The following is a 22188-nucleotide window of genomic DNA, read 5'->3' as shown; positions in this document are numbered from 1 at the left end:
TATTGATTTTTTAACTGCGTTACTGCTGTTTATAATGAATATCACTGACTTCACGTAAGCGCTGTGCCGCCTGTTCAGGCGTTAAGTCACGCTGAGTTTCAGCTAACATTTCATAACCCACCATAAATTTTTTAACGGTTGCTGAACGCAGTAATGGAGGATAAAACAAAGCATGAAGTTGCCAGTGTTCAATGTCTTTGCTGTGATCAAAAAACGGTGCGAAATGCCATCCCATAGAATAAGGAAAGGCGCAGTTAAAGAGATTGTCATAACGGCAAGTCAGCTGTTTTAACGCCAAACTTAAATCCGTACGAATCGGCTCACTCATCTCATCCATACGTTTAATATGTGCTTTTGGTAATAACATGGTTTCAAATGGCCATGCCGCCCAATAAGGCACCAACGCAATCCAATGCTCCGTTTCAACGACTGTTCGAGCGCCATCTTGCATTTCAGCCTTAACATAATCATTCAATAAATTGCTGCCATGCCGTTGATAATATTCAGCTAAAAAGTGGTCTTTTCGGGCAATTTCATTAGGTAAAAAATCGCTAGCCCAAATTTGTCCATGAGGATGAGGCTGGGAGCAGCCCATGGCTTCCCCTTTATTTTCAAAAACCTGTACCCATAAAAATCGTTCACTTAATTCTGAAATTTGCTGCTGCCAAGTGTCCACTACTTGTCCAATTTCAGGTAGCGTCAGCTCTGGAAGCGTTTTACTGTGATCAGGGGAAAAACAAATAACACGACTAAGACCACTTACTGATTGAGCTTGAAATAAATCCGACTGATTACTTGGTTGCTCACAGGTTTCGGGTAGCAATGCTGAGTAATCATTTTGGAAAACAAAAGTGCCTTGGTAGTCTGGATTTAACTCCCCAGAAACACGTTGATTTGTCGGACACAAGTAGCAATGTTGATCATACTTCGCCAATTTAGAAAATGTAGGCTTCTCATCCTGACCACTCCATGGGCGTTTTGAACGGTGAGGAGAGACTAAAACCCACTGCCCCGTTAACGGGTTATAGCGGCGGTGGGGGTGCTCTGATGGATTAAATTGCATTTTTGTCATAATCACTTAGCCTCTCTCGCTTTCATATCCATTGGGGTTATTCAGTTGCCAGCGCCATGTATCAATCGCCATATCATCAATAGTCCGAGTTGCATGCCAGCCTAATTCAGTGGTAGCTTTTGCTGGGCTTGACCAGTATTCGGCAATATCACCTGCGCGGCGTGCTTCAAACACATACGGAATAGACTTACCAGCTGCTTTTTCAAACGCATGAAGAACTTGCAGCACACTATTTCCATTTCCAGTGCCTAGATTATAAATATGTAATCCAGCTTGCTCGCCAAGCTTATTCAGTGCAGCAACATGACCATCCGCAAGATCCATCACATGGATATAGTCGCGTACACCCGTTCCATCCACGGTAGGGTAATCGTTTCCATAGACAGTTAATTTTGGACGTCGACCAATGGCCACCTGAGCAATATACGGCGTTAGGTTATTAGGGATACCTTGAGGATCCTCCCCCATTAACCCTGATGAGTGCGCACCAACGGGATTAAAATAGCGTAACAGCGAGATTGACCATGCATTATCGGCTTGATAAAGGTCTGATAAGCAACGCTCAACCATGTATTTGCTGGTGCCATAGGGGCTTTGGGTATTGCCTGTTGGAAAGTCTTCAGTGATAGGCAATGACGTGGGTTCCCCATAAACGGTTGCTGAAGAACTAAAGATCAAACTTTTTACGCCAGCATTCTGCATGCAGCGGGCTAATACCAGAGTACCATTAACATTAACATCATAATATTCAATGGGTTTTTCGACAGATTCCCCCACGGCTTTCAAACCAGCAAAATGAATAACAGAGTGAATATGATGAGTGGAAAAAATAGCCTTTAAGCACTGCTCATCACGGACATCCCCCTGATAAAATACCGGGCGAAAACCCGTCAGTTTTTCAATGCGATTCAGGACTTCCATCTTTGAATTACAAAGATTATCAAGAATTATTGGGGTGATTCCCGCGGCTATCATTTGAACGCAAGTATGGCTACCGATGTAGCCAAGCCCGCCTGTTACTAACACTTCAATCTTCTGCATATCCACCTCTGAATCATTTCAAATACGATTTACCGCGTGACCTACCATTTTGCTGGGCAGTATAACAACGACCAGCCCCTCAGTTCTGTGATCAACACCACTTTAGTGTAAACGTTTACACTAAAGTGGCAATAACGCCGTAATATTCGAGCAAGAAGAAGGCGGCAAGCGAGGATATCCCTAGGAGCATACACAAGTATGTGACTAGGGTAGCCAAGAGAAGCCAACGCACTTATCGCTTGAAGAATGACGGGGAAACTCTATACTGAACGCTCTTGTCGGAGTGCCTAGTATGCATTTGCATCAGGCTGAGACCGTTAGTTCGGGATCCGCGGAACCTGATCGGGTTAATACCCGCGAAGGGAACAAGAGTAATCATTTAGCGCAATTTTCGCTCATTTATTTGGCGAAAAACTAGCCGCAACGCCTTACCATTACTCCTCCGAACTCCAGACAAGCAACTTTCTTTCGATAAACCCGCTATTGGTGATTTACACCGTATAGCCTGTGACGATGTCAGGAAATTGCTATGTCCAATAATGCTAATAATTCAGTTATCCCGAGTACCGATATTTCCCCTAAAGCTGCACCAGCACGCACTCGAAAAGAGCAGCGTGATGCCGCAGAAGACTTTATCAATACCCTTTCCGGTGTTTCATTCCCTAACTCTGAACGCATCTACCTGCAAGGCTCCCGGGACGACATCCAAGTTCCCATGCGCGAAATCCAGCTCTCCCCGACACTTATCGGCGGTGACAAAGATAATCCCAAGTTTGAAGATAACGAAGCCGTTCCTGTGTATGACACTTCAGGCCCTTACGGCGACCCTGCCTCTGAACTCAATGTTCACAAAGGATTGAAAAAAATTCGCGCTCCGTGGATCAATGAACGCGCCGATACTGTTGCTGTTGAGAATCTCAGTTCCGACTTTACCCAGCAACGCTTAGCGGATGCGGGCTTAGACCACTTACGCTTTAATCACCGCCCTGCACCACTGAAAGCGCAAACAGGCAAATGCGTCACTCAGTTACATTATGCTCGCCAAGGTATTGTGACCCCTGAAATGGAATTTATCGCTATCCGTGAAAATATGGGGCGCGAACGCATTCGCAGCGAAGTGTTAAGACAGCAGCATCCGGGGCAAAGCTTCGGCGCTATTTTGCCAGAAAATATTACGCCGGAATTTGTACGCCAAGAAGTGGCGGCGGGTCGCGCTATCATCCCTGCCAATATTAACCATCCAGAATCTGAGCCGATGATTATCGGGCGCAATTTCTTAGTGAAAGTGAATGCCAATATCGGTAACTCCTCCGTGACTTCCTCCATCGAAGAAGAGGTGGAAAAACTGATTTGGTCTACCCGCTGGGGCGCAGATACGGTGATGGATTTATCCACGGGGCGCTATATTCATGAAACTCGCGAATGGATTTTACGTAATAGCCCAGTGCCAATTGGTACGGTACCTATCTACCAAGCCCTCGAAAAAGTAAACGGCGTTGCAGAAAACCTCACGTGGGAAATGTTCCGCGATACCCTGTTAGAGCAAGCCGAGCAAGGAGTGGATTACTTCACTATTCATGCCGGTGTATTACTGCGCTATGTGCCAATGACCGCCAAACGCCTGACCGGCATTGTCTCCCGCGGTGGCTCTATCATGGCGAAATGGTGTTTATCCCACCACCAAGAAAACTTTCTGTATGAGCATTTCCGTGAAATTTGCGAAATTTGTGCTGCTTATGATGTTTCCCTATCTCTCGGTGATGGGTTACGTCCGGGTTCCGTGCAAGATGCCAACGATGAAGCCCAATTTTCAGAGCTGCATACCTTAGGCGAGCTGACCAAAATTGCATGGGAATACGATGTGCAGGTGATGATTGAAGGTCCGGGACATGTGCCGATGCAGATGATCCGCCGCAATATGACCGAAGAGCTAGAGCACTGCCACGAAGCCCCATTCTATACATTAGGCCCCCTAACCACCGATATCGCACCGGGTTATGACCACTTCACTTCCGGTATTGGCGCGGCAATGATTGGCTGGTTTGGTTGTGCAATGCTGTGCTATGTGACGCCAAAAGAGCACCTTGGTTTACCAAATAAAGAAGACGTCAAACAGGGGCTGATTACCTATAAAATTGCTGCGCACGCTGCTGACCTCGCAAAAGGTCATCCGGGGGCGCAAATCCGTGATAACGCCATGTCCAAAGCGCGTTTTGAGTTCCGTTGGGAAGACCAATTTAACCTTGCTCTAGACCCTGAAACCGCCCGTAAATATCACGATGAAACCCTACCGCAAGCATCAGGAAAAATTGCCCACTTCTGTTCCATGTGTGGACCAAAATTCTGCTCAATGAAGATTTCCCAAGAAGTTCGTGACTATGCTGCACAAAAAGAGGCTGCACAAAAAGAAGCGGGCATGGAGCAGATGTCGGAAGCTTTCCGTGCTCACGGTAGCGAACTCTATCATGGGGCTGAGATTGCAGAGGTCGTCAGTGATGAACAAAACGCTTAATCTGCCAACGAGTCCATTTCCACCGACCGAGCATTGCCTCGGTCTGTACCCGGTAGTGGATTCCGTTGAATGGATTGAACGCCTGCTAAATGCAGGTGTTTCCACCTTGCAATTGCGCATCAAAGACAAGCAAGACCACCAAGTTCGCGATCAAATTCAGCAAGCAATAGCCCTTGGCAAGCAGTATAACGCGCGATTATTTATTAATGACTATTGGCGTTTAGCCATAGAGTTAGGCGCCTATGGCGTACACTTAGGGCAAGAAGATCTGGAAACCACCGATCTGGTGGCGATTCACCAAGCGGGGCTACGGTTGGGGATCTCTACTCATGATCCCCGCGAGGTTGCTATTGCCAAAACGGTGCGTCCGTCTTATATCGCACTGGGGCATATCTTCCCAACCCAGACCAAGCAGATGCCGTCCTCGCCGCAAGGTTTAGAAGCGTTAAAACAGATGGTTATTGATACGCCGGACTATCCGACGGTGGCAATAGGCGGGATATCTATTGACCGCGTCCCTGCGGTGCTCGCCACTGGCGTTGGCAGTGTAGCGGTTGTCAGTGCCATCACCCAAGCCGATGATTGGCAAAGTGCAACACGAACATTGCTGGATCTGGTTGAATCACCCTCTCGCTTAAAGGAAAACGACCATGCTCAATGATCTCGAATTTATGCGTTATAGCCGCCAATTGCTGCTTGAGGATGTCAGCCCTGAAGGGCAGCAGAAACTCAAACAGAGCAAGGTACTGATTGTCGGTTTAGGTGGACTAGGCTCCCCTGCAAGTTTGTATCTCGCGGGGGCAGGTGTCGGTGAATTATGGATAGCGGATCATGATGACCTGCATGTGTCTAACTTGCAGCGCCAAGTGCTGTATGACACGCAGGATATTAACCAGTCGAAAGCGCAGCTGGCCGCCGCGCGTTTAAAGCAACTTAATCCCCATACTAAGACGCGCATTTTCCAACAAAAACTTGATGCTGACAGTTTGCTTCCCTTAGTGGAACAGGTGGACTTGGTGCTTGATTGCTGTGACAACATGGCCACTCGCCATGCGGTCAATGCCGCGTGCGTCATTAGCAATACTCCACTCGTCAGCGGCAGTGCTGTTGGCTTTGGTGGGCAATTGATGGTTCTGGAGCCACCTTTTCAATCGGGCTGCTACGCCTGTTTGTATCCCGATCAAGAAGAGCCTCAACGTAACTGCCGCACGGCGGGGGTTTTGGGTCCAGTAGTGGGTGTGATTGGGACGTTACAAGCATTAGAAGCCATCAAATTGCTGGTGGGATTACCCTCTCCGTTAAGTGGAAAACTGCGCCTGTTTGATGGAAAACAGCAGCAATGGAATACCTTACAGCTGACCCGATCAAAACAGTGCCTCGTCTGCCGAGAAGCCACATGCATATCATAATCAATGACCAGCCGATAGAGGTTGAACCGCCCATTACCGTCCACCAGCTATTAACGCAACTCGGGCAAAGTACATCTGGCTCGGCACTGGCTATCAATCAGGTGATCATTCCCAAAAGCCAGTGGGAAAGCCATTTTCTGAATGAACAAGATAACATTTTGCTGTTTCAAGCTATCGCGGGGGGTTAATGATGTTAAAAATTGCTGATATCACTTTTCAGTCACGTTTATTTACCGGAACAGGTAAGTTTGCCAATCCAGCATTAATGCAGCAAGCCATCCAAGCATCGGGCAGCCAGCTAGTGACCATGGCGATGAAGCGCGTTAATTTACGTGGGCAAGATGATGGGATTTTACAGCCACTTCAAGAGCTGGGAGTTAAATTGCTGCCCAACACTTCCGGCGCCAAGAATGCCCAAGAAGCTATTTTTGCTGCACGTCTCGCCCGTGAAGCGCTTGGCACTCATTGGGTAAAACTCGAAATCCATCCCGATGTCCGTTATTTACTGCCAGACCCTATCGAAACGTTACTCGCGGCAGAGCAATTGGTTAAAGAAGGATTTGTGGTCTTGCCCTATTGCAGCGCAGATCCCGTTTTGTGTAAGCGACTGGAAGAAGTGGGCTGCGCGGCGGTGATGCCTCTCGGCGCGCCGATTGGGACCAATAAAGGCTTAGTGACCAAGGAGATGCTGCAAATTATCATCGAACAGGCCAATGTGCCGGTGGTGGTAGATGCAGGAATTGGCGCACCTAGCCACGCCGCCGAAGCCATTGAGATGGGTGCCGATGCGGTGCTAGTCAATACAGCCATCGCCGTCGCTAAACAGCCTGTATTAATGGCGCAAGCCTTTAAAATGGCGGTTGAAGCGGCACAACTCGCTCGTCAAAGCGGCCTTGCAGCACCCAAACAGCGAGCTGAAGCATCTAGCCCTCTGACTCAATTTTTGGAGGCGCTACAATGATTGACGATACCACTATGATCGAAAACACTGCGATGAACGGCGGCTTTCGGGAGCGTTGGCAACAGTTAGATTGGGACGACCTCACATTACAAATTAATAGCAAAACCGCTGCGGATGTCGAGCAAGCGTTGCAGAGTGACACGTTGACTCTTGATGATTTTATGGCGCTACTTTCCCCCGCCGCACGGCATTACATCGAACCGATGGCGCAAAAGGCGCAGCGCTTAACACGTCAACGCTTTGGCCACACTGTCGGGTTTTATGTTCCTCTGTACCTTTCCAATTTATGTGCCAATGACTGTACCTATTGCGGATTTTCAATGAGCAACCGCATTAAGCGCAAAACCCTCGACGATGCAGAGATTGTCCGTGAATGTGAAACCATCCGCCAAATTGGTTTTGACAGTTTGCTCTTGGTAACGGGTGAACATCAAACCAAAGTCGGAATGGACTATTTTCGCCGCCATATTCCAGTGATCCGTTCCTATTTCAGTTCTCTCATGATGGAGGTTCAGCCTTTATCAACCGAAGAATATCACGAGCTGAAAACCTTAGGATTGGATGGCGTAATGGTATACCAAGAAACCTACCATGAGCCGACTTATCAACTTCATCATTTAAAAGGCAAAAAACAGGATTTTCATTGGCGATTAGCAACGCCAGAGCGCCTTGGTCAAGCGGGGGTTGATAAAATTGGATTAGGCGCATTGATCGGGCTTTCCAGTAGCTGGCGAACAGATTGCTACATGGTGGCAGAACATCTTCTGTATATGCAGCAACACTATTGGCAGAGCCGCTATTCTATTTCATTTCCACGCTTGCGTCCTTGCGAGGGAGGAATAGAACCCGCCTCGCTGATGGGGGATGCGGAGCTTGTTCAGTTAATCTGTGCATTTCGCTTACTCTCCCCTACTGTGGAACTGTCGTTGTCCACCCGTGAATCCCCTTATTTTCGGGATCATGTGGTACCACTGGCGATTAACAGTGTCAGTGCTGGCTCTAAAACTCAGCCTGGAGGCTATGCGGATTCGAAAACCGAGTTAGAACAGTTTTCACCCCACGATAACCGCAGTGCGGCACAAGTTGCTCATGCCTTAGTGCAAGCAGGTCTACAGCCTGTTTGGAAAGATTGGGATGGTTACTTAGGGCGTTAATGGTTCATTTTTCAATGGGAAATATTGAATAGAATATTTCCCATTAAATGGAACTTGGAAAATACGACGTTTAATTTTCAAATAATTATATTAGCCTGATCACAAAAACCGAAATAATACGGAGTTAATCAGGTTGAATTAAAATATTAATAATATTTAAAAATTATTTTAATGGTTTTTTAAACTACAATGACATTACAATAATAATATAACTGAATTTTAAATTTTTATTATCTTCGTTAAAATAACAATTTAAGTTAGGAAAGATGAATATCTAGGATTAAATATAATAGATGGCATGAAAATAAAAATAATCGTTATCTATCAATGGTATAATTTATTTTTTGTCGGGCACTCTCCGATGAACACTCTCATTCAATAATTAAATATTACTATTTTCATTCTTATTTTTTAATCACTCTGTGTCTTTAGTCAAAAAAATAACTGATCAGATATTTATTTTTTCGTTATTCATGATAAAAGAATATTGCAACGAAGTGATGTTTATCTTCATTGCAATAATGAAAGTATAAAAATAATGCATCACGATGATGCTGGAGAATGAGAATAATGAATATTGTTGACCGTTTTATTTCTTATACAAAAATTAACACCACCACGAATAGGGAAAAAGGCGCCGCAGGCATCATGCCATCCTCTGAAGGCCAGCGCGTTCTTGCCAAACAGTTAGTTCAAGAGTTAGAAGGCTTAGGCTTACAGGATATCAAACTGCGTGATACGGCTATCGTTACCGCAACACTGCCTTCCAACCTCGATTATAAAGTGCCAACGGTTGCGTTCTTTGGTCACCTCGATACCAGTGCAGAACAAACTAACGACACCAAAGCGCAAATTTTGCCTTATAACGGCGAAGATATTTGCATGAATAAAGAACTCAATATTTACCTACGTAAAAGTGAGTTCCCAGAATTAGAAAATTACCTTGGTGATGACATCATTGTCACCGACGGTACCAGCTTACTTGGCGCCGATGATAAAGCGGCGATCGCTTCGATTATGGATATGCTGCAATACTTTAAACAAAATCCAGACATCAAACACGGGGACATCAAAGTGGGCTTCGTTCCTGATGAAGAACAAGGTCTACGCGGCGCGAAAGTGTTTGATGTGAAAGAGTTTGGTGCAGATTTTGCCTACACATTAGATTGCTGCGGTATTGGCGAGCTGGTGTATGAAAACTGGAATGCGGGGGATGTTGAAATCGTCTTTACAGGTAAGTCCGCTCACCCAATGTCCGCGAAAGGCAAACTGGTGAACTCCCTGCTAATGGCGCAAAAATTTATTGCGATGCTGCCGGGTGGCGAAGCACCTGAATATACCGAAAACCGTGAAGGTTATTACTGGGTTAAGCAAATGTCCGGTAACAGCGCTCGTACTGTTCTGAAAATGGATGTGCGTGACTTTACCGAAGAGGGCTACCGCGCTCGTATGGCATTCCTGAAAAAATTAGCGGGTCACTGTGAAGATCTGTGGGGACCAGAAAGCGTAACCTGTACCTTAGCTGACCGTTACTCAAACGTGTACAACAGCCTACAAGGTGAAAACCGTTATCCAATCGATATTGCTCACGCCGCTTATGAAGCTTGTGGGATCACGCCAAAAGTGATCCCAATGCGTGGAGGCTATGATGGTGCAGCGCTTTCACAAAACGGACTTCCTTGCCCGAACATTTTCACCGGTGCTCATAACTTCCACTCGATTTATGAATATTTGCCAGTGAAATCCCTGTATGCCGCCAGTGATGTTTTAAAACAAGTGGTACAAATTACGGCTGAACGTTTCAAGCCAGGAGCTAAAGCATGATCCCAATTCTAACGGTTCTGATTATCGTTGTTTTGGTTGCACGCTTTATTTTGAAGGGATACAAAGCCGAGCCGGTGCTGTTAATTGCCGGTTTAGTGTTGATGATTTTCACCCTAGCCTTAGGCTGGGGTCCTATCCTACCAAAAAGCGTCACAACCACGGGCATTACTTGGCTTGACCCGTTTGAAGTGATGCGTGACCTATTTAGTAGCCGTGCTGCTGATCTTGGTTTGATGATCATGGCGCTAATGGGTTTTGCTCACTATATGGATCACATCGGTGCCAACGAAGCGGTGGTCCGCGTTGCAACTAAACCATTGAAAAATATGCGCTCGCCTTATGTGCTGCTGTTTTTCTCATTCTTACTGGCGAGTATCTTGCAGTTAGCTATTCCGTCAGCGACAGGCTTAGCCGTGCTGTTAATGGGGACAATGTTCCCAATTATGATTGGTTTAGGGCTCTCCCCGGCGTCTGCCGCTGGGGTTATCGCCACATCCCTTGGGGTTGCTTATACACCAACCGCGATTGATGCTATCCGTGGTGCGAAAGCCGTTGATATGTCAGTCGTTGAATATGTGCTTTATTACCAAGGACCTGCGGCATTAGCTACTGTGCTGGTGGTCGGTATTACCCATATTTTCTGGCAACGTCATTGTGACCGTAAACAAGGTTTCGTCCCTGAAATCGGCAAAGCGGTACAGTCTCATGACAAGGAAGCAACAACCAAATCAGTACCGGGCTACTATGCTATTTTACCGATGCTGCCCATCATTATGGCGGTTGGCTCTTCCAACCTATTTTTTGAGGGGATTCACCTCGACGTTGTGACCATCGTACTGATTGCTATGGCGATTTGTATGGTACTGGAAACCGTGCGAGTACGTAACTTTAAGCAAGTGTGTAATGGCTTCCAGACCTTCTTGAACGGGATGGGGCATGCGTTTAGTAACGTAGTCGGGCTGTTAGTCGCTGCGGGTGTGTTTGCTCATGGTATCAAAGTCAGTGGAGCCATCGATCAGCTGATTCTCGGCGCTGAGTCTGTCGGTTTACCACCATTTGCGATGGCGATTGTGTTTGCATTAGTCACGTTAGCCGCGGCAATCATTATGGGTTCTGGTAACGCACCGTTCTTAGCATTCGTGGAATTGATTCCACAGATTGCACATAGCATGGGGGTTAACCCAATTGCGATGATCCTGCCAATGCAGCAGGCTTCTCATATGGGGCGCGGTATGTCTCCTGTAGCAGGCGTTATCATTGCGGTATCCAGTGGTGCTAAATTACAGCCGTTCGATGTGGTGAAACGAACCGCCGTACCGCTGATGGTCGGGTTTGTCGCCCACTGTGCAATTATTGGTATCTTCTACTAAATACTCAGTTATCTTTAATCAGGCCTGCAATTGCAGGCCTTTTTGTTATTATTTTTGACACTGGCAAGCTGAATGATGATGTGAGTGGTGACTGTGATGAATTTCGTTACCACAGCAGGCATCAATCGCTTTATTGATAATCTCAGCAAGCGAGTTGACTGTTGCCAAAATCGTTGGGAGTTGGTCACAAACATTCGCACAGTCTGATTTATCGCGATTAGGTAGTGTTGGTGGCAGTAAACTGTCACAGAGAATTTCTTCTAACACTAAGCTGAAGTTCGCAATTCCCGTGGTGTAAATATACGAACGCCCCCCAGTCTGTTCCGCTAAACGAGCGTATTCTTTTGTTACTCGGTCTCTATCAGCTAGGCTTGGGAAACGGTCAAGATTGGTTGGCGTATCATCAGGTGTGCCTTGATAGGTATACACTTTGACATGGGCATGCTGAGCAACGTCAATCGCCTCATTGTTTTTGGCTATTGCCGCACTCGTGAGTCGACCACCGCCCCCTTCTAGACCTTCATCCCCCAAGACAAAAATGGCTCGACGCGCACCTGCCCGCCAATCAAAGTATTTACTCACATCAATGACGGCACGGCAGAGATCCTCTTTATTACCTGCATGGTCAATACCATCAGCTTCTTTAAAAGGTGGGCGCGCTTGTAGGCTGCTTTCGTTAACCCCTTTTAAGATTAAATAATCACTCACCGATTGATCAAACTTAGTCCCCGTCCAAACACCTTGGATACCTAAAAATGTTGCCCTTAAATGGGATGGGCAATTTGCTGCTGCTTTTTCAATAGCCGCATCAATTTGTTGGCTTAAATCAGAGGATTCATCAAACATGGAACCGCTAGTGTCAATCACCACAACTAAGTCTAAAGCGATATCTCCCGTACCAGTCACCAGCTGAGAGGTTTGGTTAACCATAATACTTGGCGCCCCAAACGAAGCCATATTTTGTATCGTGCTGCTAGACGTCATTTTATTATCATTTTCAGTGTTATTATTTTCAATGTCATTATTTTCTGTATTTTTACCCATGTTTATATTCCTGTTAAATTCATCGCATTTAATATATTGAATTTTTATATTTGAATAATATATTTAGATAATGTTTTTATGACGTATTTAACCACCTCCGAATTAATTCAACCGAGGTCGCCATTATTAATTTATTCGTATTTGCATTAACATAATAATAAATATCAAAGAATTAATATTTATTATTCCATCCATTTAAAATCAATTCATTAACAAATAAAATTAATTAAATATTTTTATTCCCCGCAACTCACCAAAGCAAATGAAAATCAACAGGTTGAATTTAAAGTAAAATAATGAACTCCCCGCAGGCACCTTACAATTTTTATTAGTTCCTAATAAATGAGGTAGTATGCATCCTATCATTGTTCACCTATATTACTTCAAAATTTTAATTGCCATACTTACTCATCATGAAAATAGTCAATTAAAAACACAAACTTATAGGAAAATAATTCTAATTATTTCCTAACTAAATTATTAATTCTAACTATAACCCTATATGAAATGAAAACATTAATAATGCCTAATATTATTATTTTTAATTATGGAATTCCTCAACACACACCTTAATTATCCGTCTAATTCAATACACGATGACCAATCTCGAAAGTCCCAATAGTGGGCTTTCTTCTTATATACATACAATGGAGACCCCATGAGTTTAAAGCAGCGCAGTTTAGTTCTTTTGCACACCACCCGTTTTGTTACTTTTGCTACACTCAGCCCCGAAAATACTCCGTGGGCCGCTACCGTCGAGCCGAAAATTCTGTTCAATCCTTTGCGGTTTCTTTGGTATTCCGCACATCAAAACCTACATTCCCAAAATATTCGCCATCACGCGCAAGTAAGTGGAACACTATTTAATTATCATTTACCTGAGTTTGGCTCGGTTGGTTTTGATGGTGCGCAATTTCTAGGAACTGCACGGGAATTATCGGTTGAGGAGTCTACGGATGCTTATCGTGAATTTCATCAAAATTCGCTTTTCAATGAAACGCAAAATACATTGCCTTCTATTACCCTAGAGCAACTTCAAGGAGGTGGTCATTCACGCTTTTATGAATTTATCGTTGATCAGTGGTGGCTGTTTGATATGACGTACTGGTTGGCGAATCAAGAAAGTCGATGTATTCCTGTGCCACTCAGTTATCTTAATGATGAATAGCTAGCAATTGGTAGGCAAAAAAAAACCGGTACCTTTCGATACCGGTTTCTATTAAGCGATTTTGCTAATCAGAAATTAGTTCTGATTATCGCTGGTGAAGCCTGCATTTAACAGTTCAGCTAAGTTCGCTGTTGCTTCATCTGCGCTTACTTGTGGAGCTTCCACAGCGTCGTTCAGATGACGACGACGGATACGATCCTGGTGGTACGCGAAACCGGTACCTGCTGGGATCAGACGTCCAACAATAACGTTCTCTTTCAGACCGCGCAGTTCATCACGCTTACCTGCTACCGCTGCTTCTGTCAGTACGCGAGTTGTTTCTTGGAACGATGCTGCTGAGATGAAGGATTCTGTTGCCAGAGATGCCTTAGTAATACCCAACAGATCACGTTCAAAGTTAGCTGGAATCTTACCTTCAGTTTCCAGTTTACGGTTAGAAACTTTAACTCGTGAGTACTCAACTTGCTCACCTTCGAGGAATTCAGAGCTTCCTGCATCCGCAATGGTGACTTTACGCAGCATCTGACGAACGATAACTTCGATGTGTTTATCGTTAATCTTAACGCCTTGTAAGCGGTAAACTTCCTGAACTTCGTTCGTGATGTAACGAGTCACAGCATGAACACCACGCAGACGCAGGATATCATGTGGAGACTCTGGACCATCAGAAACGACGTCACCGCGTTCAACGATTTCACCTTCGAATACGTTGAGCTGACGCCATTTAGGGATCATCTCTTCGTATGGCTCACTTCCATCTAATGGAGTGATAACCAGACGGCGTTTCCCTTTGGTTTCTTTACCAAACGAGATAATACCGCTGATTTCAGCCAGGATCGCAGGCTCTTTCGGACGACGAGCTTCGAACAAGTCAGCAACGCGTGGCAGACCACCCGTGATATCTTTAGTCCCTACGGATTCTTGTGGAATACGCGCTAAAGTATCACCGACGTTGATAGCGATGCCATCATCTAACTGAACAATTGCGTTACCCGGTAAGAAATACTGAGCAGGCATGTCTGTGTTAGGGATCAGAACATCTTTACCATTTGCATCGACTACACGCAGTGCAGGACGTAAGTCTTTACCAGCACTAGTACGCTCAGCGGTATCCATAACAACGATTGAAGATAAACCTGTTAACTCATCAGTTTGACGAGTCATTGACAGACCTTCAAGCATGTCGGAGAAGCTGATGATACCCGATACTTCACTGACAACTGGCATGGTGTGTGGATCCCAGTTTGCAACGGTTTCACCGCCGATCACTGCTGCACCATCACCTTTCGTTAAGTGCGCACCGTAAGGAACTTTATAGCTCTCTTTAGTACGACCGAATTCGTCGATCAGACGCAGTTCTGTATTACGAGAAGTAATTACCAGCTTGCCTTCTGAGTTAGTAACATATTTCGCGTTGAACAGTTTCAACGTACCTGTGTTACGAACTTGGATGCTAGATTCTGCTGCCGCACGAGATGCCGCACCACCGATGTGGAACGTACGCATCGTCAGCTGTGTACCCGGCTCACCGATTGACTGTGCCGCGATAACACCGATTGCTTCACCTTTGTTGATGATATGACCACGAGCAAGGTCACGACCATAACAGTGAGCACACACACCGAAGTCAGTTTCACAACTTACTACGGAACGTACTTTCACGCTGTCAACAGAGTTAGCTTCTAACAGGTCACACAGTTTTTCGTGTAACAGTGTATTACGTGGAACCAGAATATCTGCAGTACCTGGGATCAGGATATCTTCTGCAGTTACACGTCCAAGTACACGTTCACGCAGTGGTTCTTTAACGTCGCCACCCTCGATAACCGGAGTCATCAGGATACCTTCGTGAGTACCACAGTCATCTTCAGTGACAACCAAGTCCTGAGCAACGTCAACTAAACGACGAGTCAGATAACCGGAGTTCGCAGTTTTCAATGCGGTATCCGCAAGACCTTTACGAGCACCGTGGGTAGAAATAAAGTACTGGAGAACGTTCAGACCTTCACGGAAGTTCGCCGTGATTGGCGTTTCGATGATGGAGCCATCTGGCTTAGCCATCAGACCACGCATACCGGCCAGCTGACGAATCTGCGCTGCAGAACCACGAGCACCGGAGTCGGCCATCATAAAGATACTGTTGAAGGAAACTTGTTGTTCTTCTTCGCCGTCACGGTTGATGACTGCTTCAGTCGACAAGTTTTCCATCATCGCTTTAGCAACACGTTCGTTTGCCGCTGCCCAGATATCGATAACTTTGTTGTAACGTTCGCCTGCTGTAACCAGACCAGACTGGAACTGTTCCTGAATTTCTGCAACTTCTGCTTCGGCTTCGGCGATGATCCCAGCTTTTTTCTCTGGAATAACCATATCGTCGATACCAACCGATGCACCAGAACGTGCCGCATAGGCAAAACCGGTATACATGATTTGGTCAGCAAAAATAACAGTTGGTTTCAGACCCAGTACGCGGTAACAGGTGTTCAGCATTTTGGAGATAGCTTTCTTACCTAACGCTTGGTTAACCAGCGAGTAAGGCAGACCTTTCGGTACGATCATCCATAAAATTGCACGGCCAACAGTGGTATCAACTAAACCAGTGTTAATCGTGATGTTACCTTCGCTGTCTTTCACTTCTTCAGTGATACGAACTTTAACGCGGGCATGCAGTGAAGCATGGCCAGAACGGTAAACACGCTCAGCTTCTTTAGGACCGGCTAAAACCATGCCCTCGCCTTTCGCGTTTACGCAGTCGCGCGTCATGTAGTAGATACCTAATACAACGTCCTGAGAAGGAACGATGATAGGCTCACCACTTGCCGGAGACAGGATGTTGTTGGTTGACATCATCAACGCACGCGCTTCTAACTGAGCTTCCAGAGTCAGAGGAACGTGTACCGCCATTTGGTCACCATCGAAGTCGGCGTTATATGCCGCACAAACGAGTGGGTGCAATTGGATAGCTTTACCTTCGATCAGAATTGGTTCGAACGCTTGGATACCCAGACGGTGAAGTGTTGGTGCACGGTTCAGCATAACTGGGTGTTCGCGGATAACTTCATCCAAGATATCCCAAACAACCGCTTCTTCGCGCTCAACCATTTTCTTCGCAGCTTTAATGGTTGTTGCCAGACCACGTAATTCTAATTTGCCGTAGATAAATGGTTTGAATAACTCAAGAGCCATTTTCTTAGGCAGACCGCACTGATGCAGACGCAGGTATGGACCTACGGTGATTACAGAACGACCTGAGTAGTCAACACGCTTACCAAGTAAGTTCTGACGGAAACGACCTTGTTTACCTTTGATCATATCTGCCAAAGATTTCAGAGGACGTTTGTTAGAACCTGTGATTGCGCGACCACGACGACCGTTATCTAACAGTGCATCAACCGCTTCTTGCAGCATACGTTTTTCGTTACGTACGATGATGTCTGGCGCAGCCAGATCCAGAAGACGTTTCAGACGGTTGTTACGGTTGATTACGCGACGATACAGATCGTTCAGATCCGATGTAGCGAAACGACCACCATCCAGTGGGACTAATGGACGCAGATCAGGCGGCAGAACTGGCAGAACGTTCAGGATCATCCACTCTGGTTTGTTACCAGATTGAATAAACGCTTCTAACAGCTTAATACGCTTAGTCAGCTTTTTACGCTTGGTTTCTGAGTTGGTTTCGTTTAACTCTTCACGCAGCGTTTCACACTCGTTCTCAAGATCGAGGTTTTTCAGCAGACCTTGGATTGCTTCCGCACCCATTTTCGCGTCAAATTCGTCACCGAACTCTTCCAACGCGTCTAAGTATTGCTCTTCTGTCAGAATCTGTGCGCGCTCAAGGCTGGTCATCCCGCCTTCAACAACAACATAAGATTCAAAATACAGAACGCGTTCGATATCACGCAGTGGCATATCGAGCAGCAAACCGATACGGGATGGCAGTGATTTTAAGAACCAAATATGCGCAGTTGGAGACGCGAGTTCAATATGACCCATACGCTCACGACGCACTTTAGTTTGTGTAACTTCAACGCCACACTTCTCACAAATCACACCGCGGTGTTTTAAACGTTTGTACTTACCGCACAGACATTCGTAGTCTTTTACTGGCCCGAAAATACGTGCACAGAAAAGACCGTCACGCTCAGGTTTGAACGTACGGTAGTTAATGGTTTCTGGCTTTTTAACTTCACCGAATGACCATGAACGGATCATGTCAGGTGATGCCAGAGCAATCTTGATCGCATCAAACTCTTCGGTCTTGGTTTGCGCTTTCAGAAACTTAATTAAGTCTTTCACAAAATGGCTCCTGTCGGAGTTAGACCTGTCAGGTGAGTGCTCGAGGCCACTCTCCCCAAATCCCAGTGCTTACATGGGCCGGAAGGCGAACCTTCCGGCACAGAACGAATTACTCGTCTTCCAGCTCGATGTTGATACCCAGTGAGCGGATTTCTTTCAGCAATACGTTGAAAGATTCCGGCATACCAGGTTCCATCTGATGGCTGCCATCGACGATGTTTTTATACATCTTCGTACGGCCGTTAACGTCATCCGATTTAACTGTAAGCATTTCTTGAAGAGTATAGGCTGCACCGTATGCTTCCAGTGCCCACACTTCCATCTCCCCGAAACGCTGACCACCGAACTGCGCTTTACCACCCAGCGGCTGCTGAGTAACCAAGCTGTAAGAACCAGTTGAACGGGCGTGCATCTTATCGTCAACCAAGTGGTTCAGTTTCAGCATGTACATGTAACCTACGGTGACTTGACGCTCAAATTTCTCGCCAGTACGACCGTCGAATAATGTAATCTGACCTGAAGTTGGCAGACCGCCCAGTTTCAGCAGTTCTTTAATTTCTTTCTCTTTTGCACCATCAAACACTGGTGTTGCAATTGGCATACCTTTTCTCAGGTTCTCTGCCAAACGCATAACTTCTTCATCAGAGAAAGTATTTAAGTCAACTTTCTGACGCGGATCATCACCTAAATCGTAAGCTTTCTGGATGAATTCACGCAGTTTGGCAACTTCTTGCTGCTGTTTAAGCATAGCATTGATTTTTTCACCAATACCTTTAGCAGCCATACCTAAGTGAGTTTCCAGAATCTGACCGATGTTCATACGTGATGGTACGCCCAGCGGGTTCAGAACGATGTCAACTGGGTTACCGTTTTCATCGTAAGGCATGTCTTCAACTGGGTTGATTTTTGAGATAACACCTTTGTTACCATGGCGACCCGCCATTTTATCACCCGGTTGAATCTGACGTTTAACTGCCAGATAAACCTTAACAATTTTCAGTACGCCCGGTGCAAGGTCATCACCTTGAGTGATCTTGCGACGTTTTGCTTCCAGTTTCTTAGCAAACTCAGATTTCAGTTCATCGTACTGTTCAGCTAATTGCTCTAACTGGTTCTGTTTCTCTTCATCAGCTAATGCTAATTCTAACCAACGGTCACGAGGCAGTTTGTCCAGTTTATCAGCTTCAATACCACCGCTGATCAGTACAGAACGGATACGAGAGAACAGTGCGGATTCAAAAATACGCAGCTCTTCTGTTAAGTCTTTCTTCGCATCACGTAACTGAGTTTCTTCGATTTCCAGAGCACGTTTGTCTTTCTCTACGCCATCACGGGTAAATACTTGTACGTCGATAACCGTACCAGATACGCCGTTAGGAATACGTAAAGAAGAGTCTTTAACGTCTGAAGCTTTTTCACCGAAGATAGCACGCAGCAGTTTTTCTTCTGGCGTTAATTGGGTTTCACCTTTAGGGGTGACTTTACCAACCAGAATATCTCCGCCTTTCACTTCTGCACCGATATAAACGATACCGGATTCATCAAGTTTAGACAGCGCTGCTTCACCAACGTTTGGAATATCCGCAGTGATCTCTTCAGGCCCTAATTTGGTGTCACGAGACACACAAGAGAGTTCCTGAATGTGAATAGTTGTGAAACGGTCTTCTTGAACAACACGCTCTGAAACTAAGATGGAGTCTTCGAAGTTATAACCATTCCATGGCATGAATGCCACGCGCATGTTTTGACCCAGTGCTAATTCGCCGAGGTCTGTTGAAGGACCATCCGCTAACACATCACCACGTTCAACTGGTTCACCTAAAGATACGCAAGGCATCTGGTTAATACAGGTGTTCTGGTTAGAACGAGTGTATTTAGTCAGGTTATAGATATCGATTCCAGCTTCGCCCGGATACATCTCATCTTCGTTAACTTTGATAACGATACGAGAAGCATCAACGTATTGAACTGAACCACCACGTCTTGCAACAGCAGTAACACCGGAGTCAACCGCTACTGCACGTTCCATACCTGTACCAACTAATGGTTTGTCAGCACGTAAAGTAGGAACCGCTTGACGTTGCATGTTCGCACCCATCAATGCACGGTTAGCATCATCGTGTTCAAGGAATGGGATCAGTGACGCACCAACAGAAACAACCTGTTGAGTCGAAACGTCCATATATTCAACTTGTTCACGGCTGAATAAGCTTGATTCACCACGGTTACGACAGGTAATCAGTTCTTCGATGAAACGGCCATCGTCGCTTAATACGGTGTTTGCCTGAGCAATAATGAAGTTACCTTCTTCGATTGCAGACAGGTAATGGATTTCATCAGTTACGATGCCATCACGGACTAAACGGTATGGAGTTTCTAAGAAACCGTACTCATTGGTCTGTGCATAAACAGATAATGAGTTGATCAGACCGATGTTCGGACCTTCAGGGGTTTCGATTGGACAAACACGACCATAGTGAGTTGGGTGTACGTCACGTACTTCGAAGCCTGCACGTTCACGAGTCAGACCACCTGGGCCTAATGCAGAGATACGACGTTTGTGCGTAATTTCAGACAGTGGGTTGTTCTGGTCCATAAATTGAGACAGCTGGCTGGAACCAAAGAACTCTTTAACTGCTGCTGAAATTGGCTTAGCGTTGATCATATCCTGTGGCATTAATGCATCGAGGTCGCCCAGAGAAAGACGCTCTTTCACTGCACGCTCAACACGAACCAGACCTACACGGAATTGGTTCTCAGCCATTTCGCCAACAGAACGAATACGACGGTTACCTAAGTGGTCGATATCATCGACTTCGCCTTTACCGTTACGAATATCGATGAGTTTACGCATAACATCAATGATGTCTTCTTCACTCAGGATACCAGAACCTTCGATTTCATCGCGGTTCAGTGAACGGTTGAACTTCATACGACCTACAGCAGACAAGTCGTAACGGTCTTCAGAGAAGAACAGGTTATCGAACAGGTTTTCTGCAGCTTCGCGTGTTGGCGGCTCACCAGGGCGCATCATACGGTAGATTTCTACCAGTGCACTTAAGCGATCGTTAGTTGGGTCGACGCGAACGGTTTCAGAGATATAAGCACCGTGGTCTAAGTCGTTGGTGAACAATGTTTCGATTGTTTTATGACCAGACTGGCTCAGACGTGCCAACATATCTAATGACAGTTCCATGTTTGCTGCACAAATCAGCTCACCGGTGCTCTCATCGATGTAATCTCTTGCAACAACTTTACCTGCGATGTATTCAACAGGAACTTCGATGTTGCTAACTTCTTCTTTTTCTAACTGACGAATATGACGAGCAGTGATACGACGGCCTTTTTCAACATACACTTTGCCGTTTGCTTCGATATCGAAAGAAGCGGTTTCACCACGCAGACGCTCAGGAACCAGCGTCATCATCAGTTTGTTATCGCGGATTTGGAATACAGTTTTTTCGAAGAACAGGTTTAAGATTTCTTCGGTGTTGTAATCCATTGCACGCAGAATAATGGTCGCAGGTAATTTACGGCGACGGTCAATACGTACAAACAGGTTATCTTTCGGATCGAATTCGAAATCAAGCCATGAACCACGGTAAGGAATAATACGTGCGTTATACAGCACTTTACCTGAAGAGTGAGTTTTACCTTTATCGCTATCGAAGAATACACCAGGACTACGGTGTAACTGGGAAACGATAACACGCTCAGTACCGTTGATAACAAAAGTTCCGTTTTCAGTCATGAGTGGAATTTCACCCATGTAGACTTCTTGTTCTTTGATGTCTTTAACGGTGCCTTCTGGAGCTTCTCGCTCATACACGATCAGGCGCAGTTTTACACGCAGTGGTGCAGAATAGGTCACGCCACGAATTTGACATTCTTTAACATCAAAAACAGGCTCGCCTAAACGATAGCTGACATATTGCAGTTCAGCATTACCGCTGTAACTCTGAATTGGGAATACGGAACGGAAAGCAGCTTCCAGACCATTCTGGCCATCAGGATCTTGCTCGATAAACTTCTGGAACGAGTCAAGTTGGATGGAAAGGAGATAAGGTATATCCAAAACTTGTGGACGTTTACCAAAATCCTTACGAATACGTTTTTTCTCGGTATAGGAGTAAACCATAGGTTTCCTCAGCTCGTTGATCAGTGACCCAAATCGTTCGCCTTTGGATTAAGGGCAGAACAGGAACGCGTTTTTTGAAGAAATGGAAAATGAATACTTTCCTGAATACCCATTTCTATTACTCTTAAATCATTTCATTGCGTTGCAGTTGCTACCGAGCTACCCGAGCGGGTCGTAGCGCAGAACACAGTATATT

At 45.6% G+C, this 22188-nt stretch carries 14 protein-coding genes and 1 riboswitch; of the genes, 9 read left to right on the top strand and 5 right to left on the bottom strand.

From position 1 onward, the window contains the following. Nucleotides 1-19: 19 nt before the first annotated feature. Complete coding sequence (locus LDO51_RS08010) at nucleotides 20-1072, bottom strand: UDP-glucose--hexose-1-phosphate uridylyltransferase (protein WP_225577023.1); 1053 nt, start codon at nucleotides 1070-1072, stop codon at nucleotides 20-22. A gap of 6 nt (nucleotides 1073-1078) precedes the next feature. Next, entirely contained in the window at nucleotides 1079-2113 is a 1035-nt protein-coding gene (galE, locus tag LDO51_RS08005) for a UDP-glucose 4-epimerase GalE (RefSeq protein WP_225577022.1), read from the bottom strand. Nucleotides 2114-2382: 269 nt separating this feature from the next. After that, a riboswitch (TPP riboswitch) is annotated at nucleotides 2383-2495 on the top strand. Between the two features lie 147 nt (nucleotides 2496-2642). Between galE and thiC the strand changes: the two genes are divergently transcribed. The 8 genes from thiC to dcuC all read left to right on the top strand — a co-directional run bounded on the left by thiC (nucleotide 2643) and on the right by dcuC (nucleotide 11343). Then, nucleotides 2643-4625: a phosphomethylpyrimidine synthase ThiC gene (gene thiC, locus LDO51_RS08000; RefSeq protein ID WP_225577021.1), complete on the top strand. Its 1983-nt coding sequence runs from the start codon at nucleotides 2643-2645 to the stop codon at nucleotides 4623-4625. Beyond that, nucleotides 4609-5286, top strand: coding sequence for a thiamine phosphate synthase (gene thiE / locus LDO51_RS07995; protein ID WP_225577020.1), 678 nt, complete (start codon nucleotides 4609-4611; stop codon nucleotides 5284-5286). Before thiC ends, thiE begins: the two co-directional genes overlap by 17 nt. Then, nucleotides 5276-6034 carry a HesA/MoeB/ThiF family protein gene (locus tag LDO51_RS07990; RefSeq protein ID WP_225577019.1) on the top strand — a complete coding sequence of 253 codons (759 nt, stop codon included), beginning with the start codon at nucleotides 5276-5278 and terminating at the stop codon, nucleotides 6032-6034. The genes thiE and LDO51_RS07990 overlap by 11 nt, the downstream gene beginning before the upstream one ends. Then, entirely contained in the window at nucleotides 6022-6222 is a 201-nt protein-coding gene (thiS, locus tag LDO51_RS07985; protein ID WP_225577018.1) for a sulfur carrier protein ThiS, read from the top strand. The genes LDO51_RS07990 and thiS overlap by 13 nt, the downstream gene beginning before the upstream one ends. A gap of 2 nt (nucleotides 6223-6224) precedes the next feature. Beyond that, nucleotides 6225-6995, top strand: coding sequence for a thiazole synthase (locus tag LDO51_RS07980; protein WP_225577244.1), 771 nt, complete (start codon nucleotides 6225-6227; stop codon nucleotides 6993-6995). Between the two features lie 32 nt (nucleotides 6996-7027). After that, a complete protein-coding gene (gene thiH / locus LDO51_RS07975) occupies nucleotides 7028-8149 on the top strand; it encodes a 2-iminoacetate synthase ThiH (RefSeq protein WP_225577243.1) in 1122 nt (373 codons plus the stop codon). Between the two features lie 570 nt (nucleotides 8150-8719). Next, nucleotides 8720-9973, top strand: coding sequence for a peptidase T (gene pepT / locus LDO51_RS07970; RefSeq protein WP_036953623.1), 1254 nt, complete (start codon nucleotides 8720-8722; stop codon nucleotides 9971-9973). Next, nucleotides 9970-11343, top strand: coding sequence for a C4-dicarboxylate transporter DcuC (dcuC, locus tag LDO51_RS07965; protein WP_225577017.1), 1374 nt, complete (start codon nucleotides 9970-9972; stop codon nucleotides 11341-11343). Before pepT ends, dcuC begins: the two co-directional genes overlap by 4 nt. Before the next feature lie 48 nt (nucleotides 11344-11391). Here dcuC and LDO51_RS07960 read toward each other — a convergent pair whose 3' ends face one another. After that, nucleotides 11392-12387, bottom strand: coding sequence for a VWA domain-containing protein (locus LDO51_RS07960; protein WP_423810967.1), 996 nt, complete (start codon nucleotides 12385-12387; stop codon nucleotides 11392-11394). 658 nt (nucleotides 12388-13045) lie between these two features. Here LDO51_RS07960 and LDO51_RS07955 point away from each other — a divergent pair. Next, nucleotides 13046-13555 (top strand): pyridoxamine 5'-phosphate oxidase family protein, encoded by a 510-nt coding sequence (locus LDO51_RS07955; RefSeq protein WP_225577016.1) that lies wholly within the window; start codon nucleotides 13046-13048, stop codon nucleotides 13553-13555. 75 nt (nucleotides 13556-13630) lie between these two features. Here LDO51_RS07955 and rpoC read toward each other — a convergent pair whose 3' ends face one another. Together rpoC and rpoB are read right to left on the bottom strand one after the other, a co-directional pair. After that, nucleotides 13631-17854, bottom strand: coding sequence for a DNA-directed RNA polymerase subunit beta' (gene rpoC, locus LDO51_RS07950; protein WP_225577015.1), 4224 nt, complete (start codon nucleotides 17852-17854; stop codon nucleotides 13631-13633). A gap of 109 nt (nucleotides 17855-17963) precedes the next feature. Further along, the gene (gene rpoB / locus LDO51_RS07945) at nucleotides 17964-21992 is read right to left on the bottom strand and encodes a DNA-directed RNA polymerase subunit beta (protein ID WP_225577014.1); all 4029 of its coding nucleotides are present in this window, start codon (nucleotides 21990-21992) and stop codon (nucleotides 17964-17966) included. Between the last annotated feature and the right edge of the window lie 196 nt (nucleotides 21993-22188).

It is taken from the genome of Providencia alcalifaciens, assembly GCF_020271745.1.
Taxonomy (GTDB): Bacteria; Pseudomonadota; Gammaproteobacteria; order Enterobacterales; family Enterobacteriaceae; genus Providencia; species Providencia alcalifaciens_B.
Note: the sequence above shows the minus strand (reverse complement) of the source record. Positions and strands in the feature narration are given on the sequence as shown.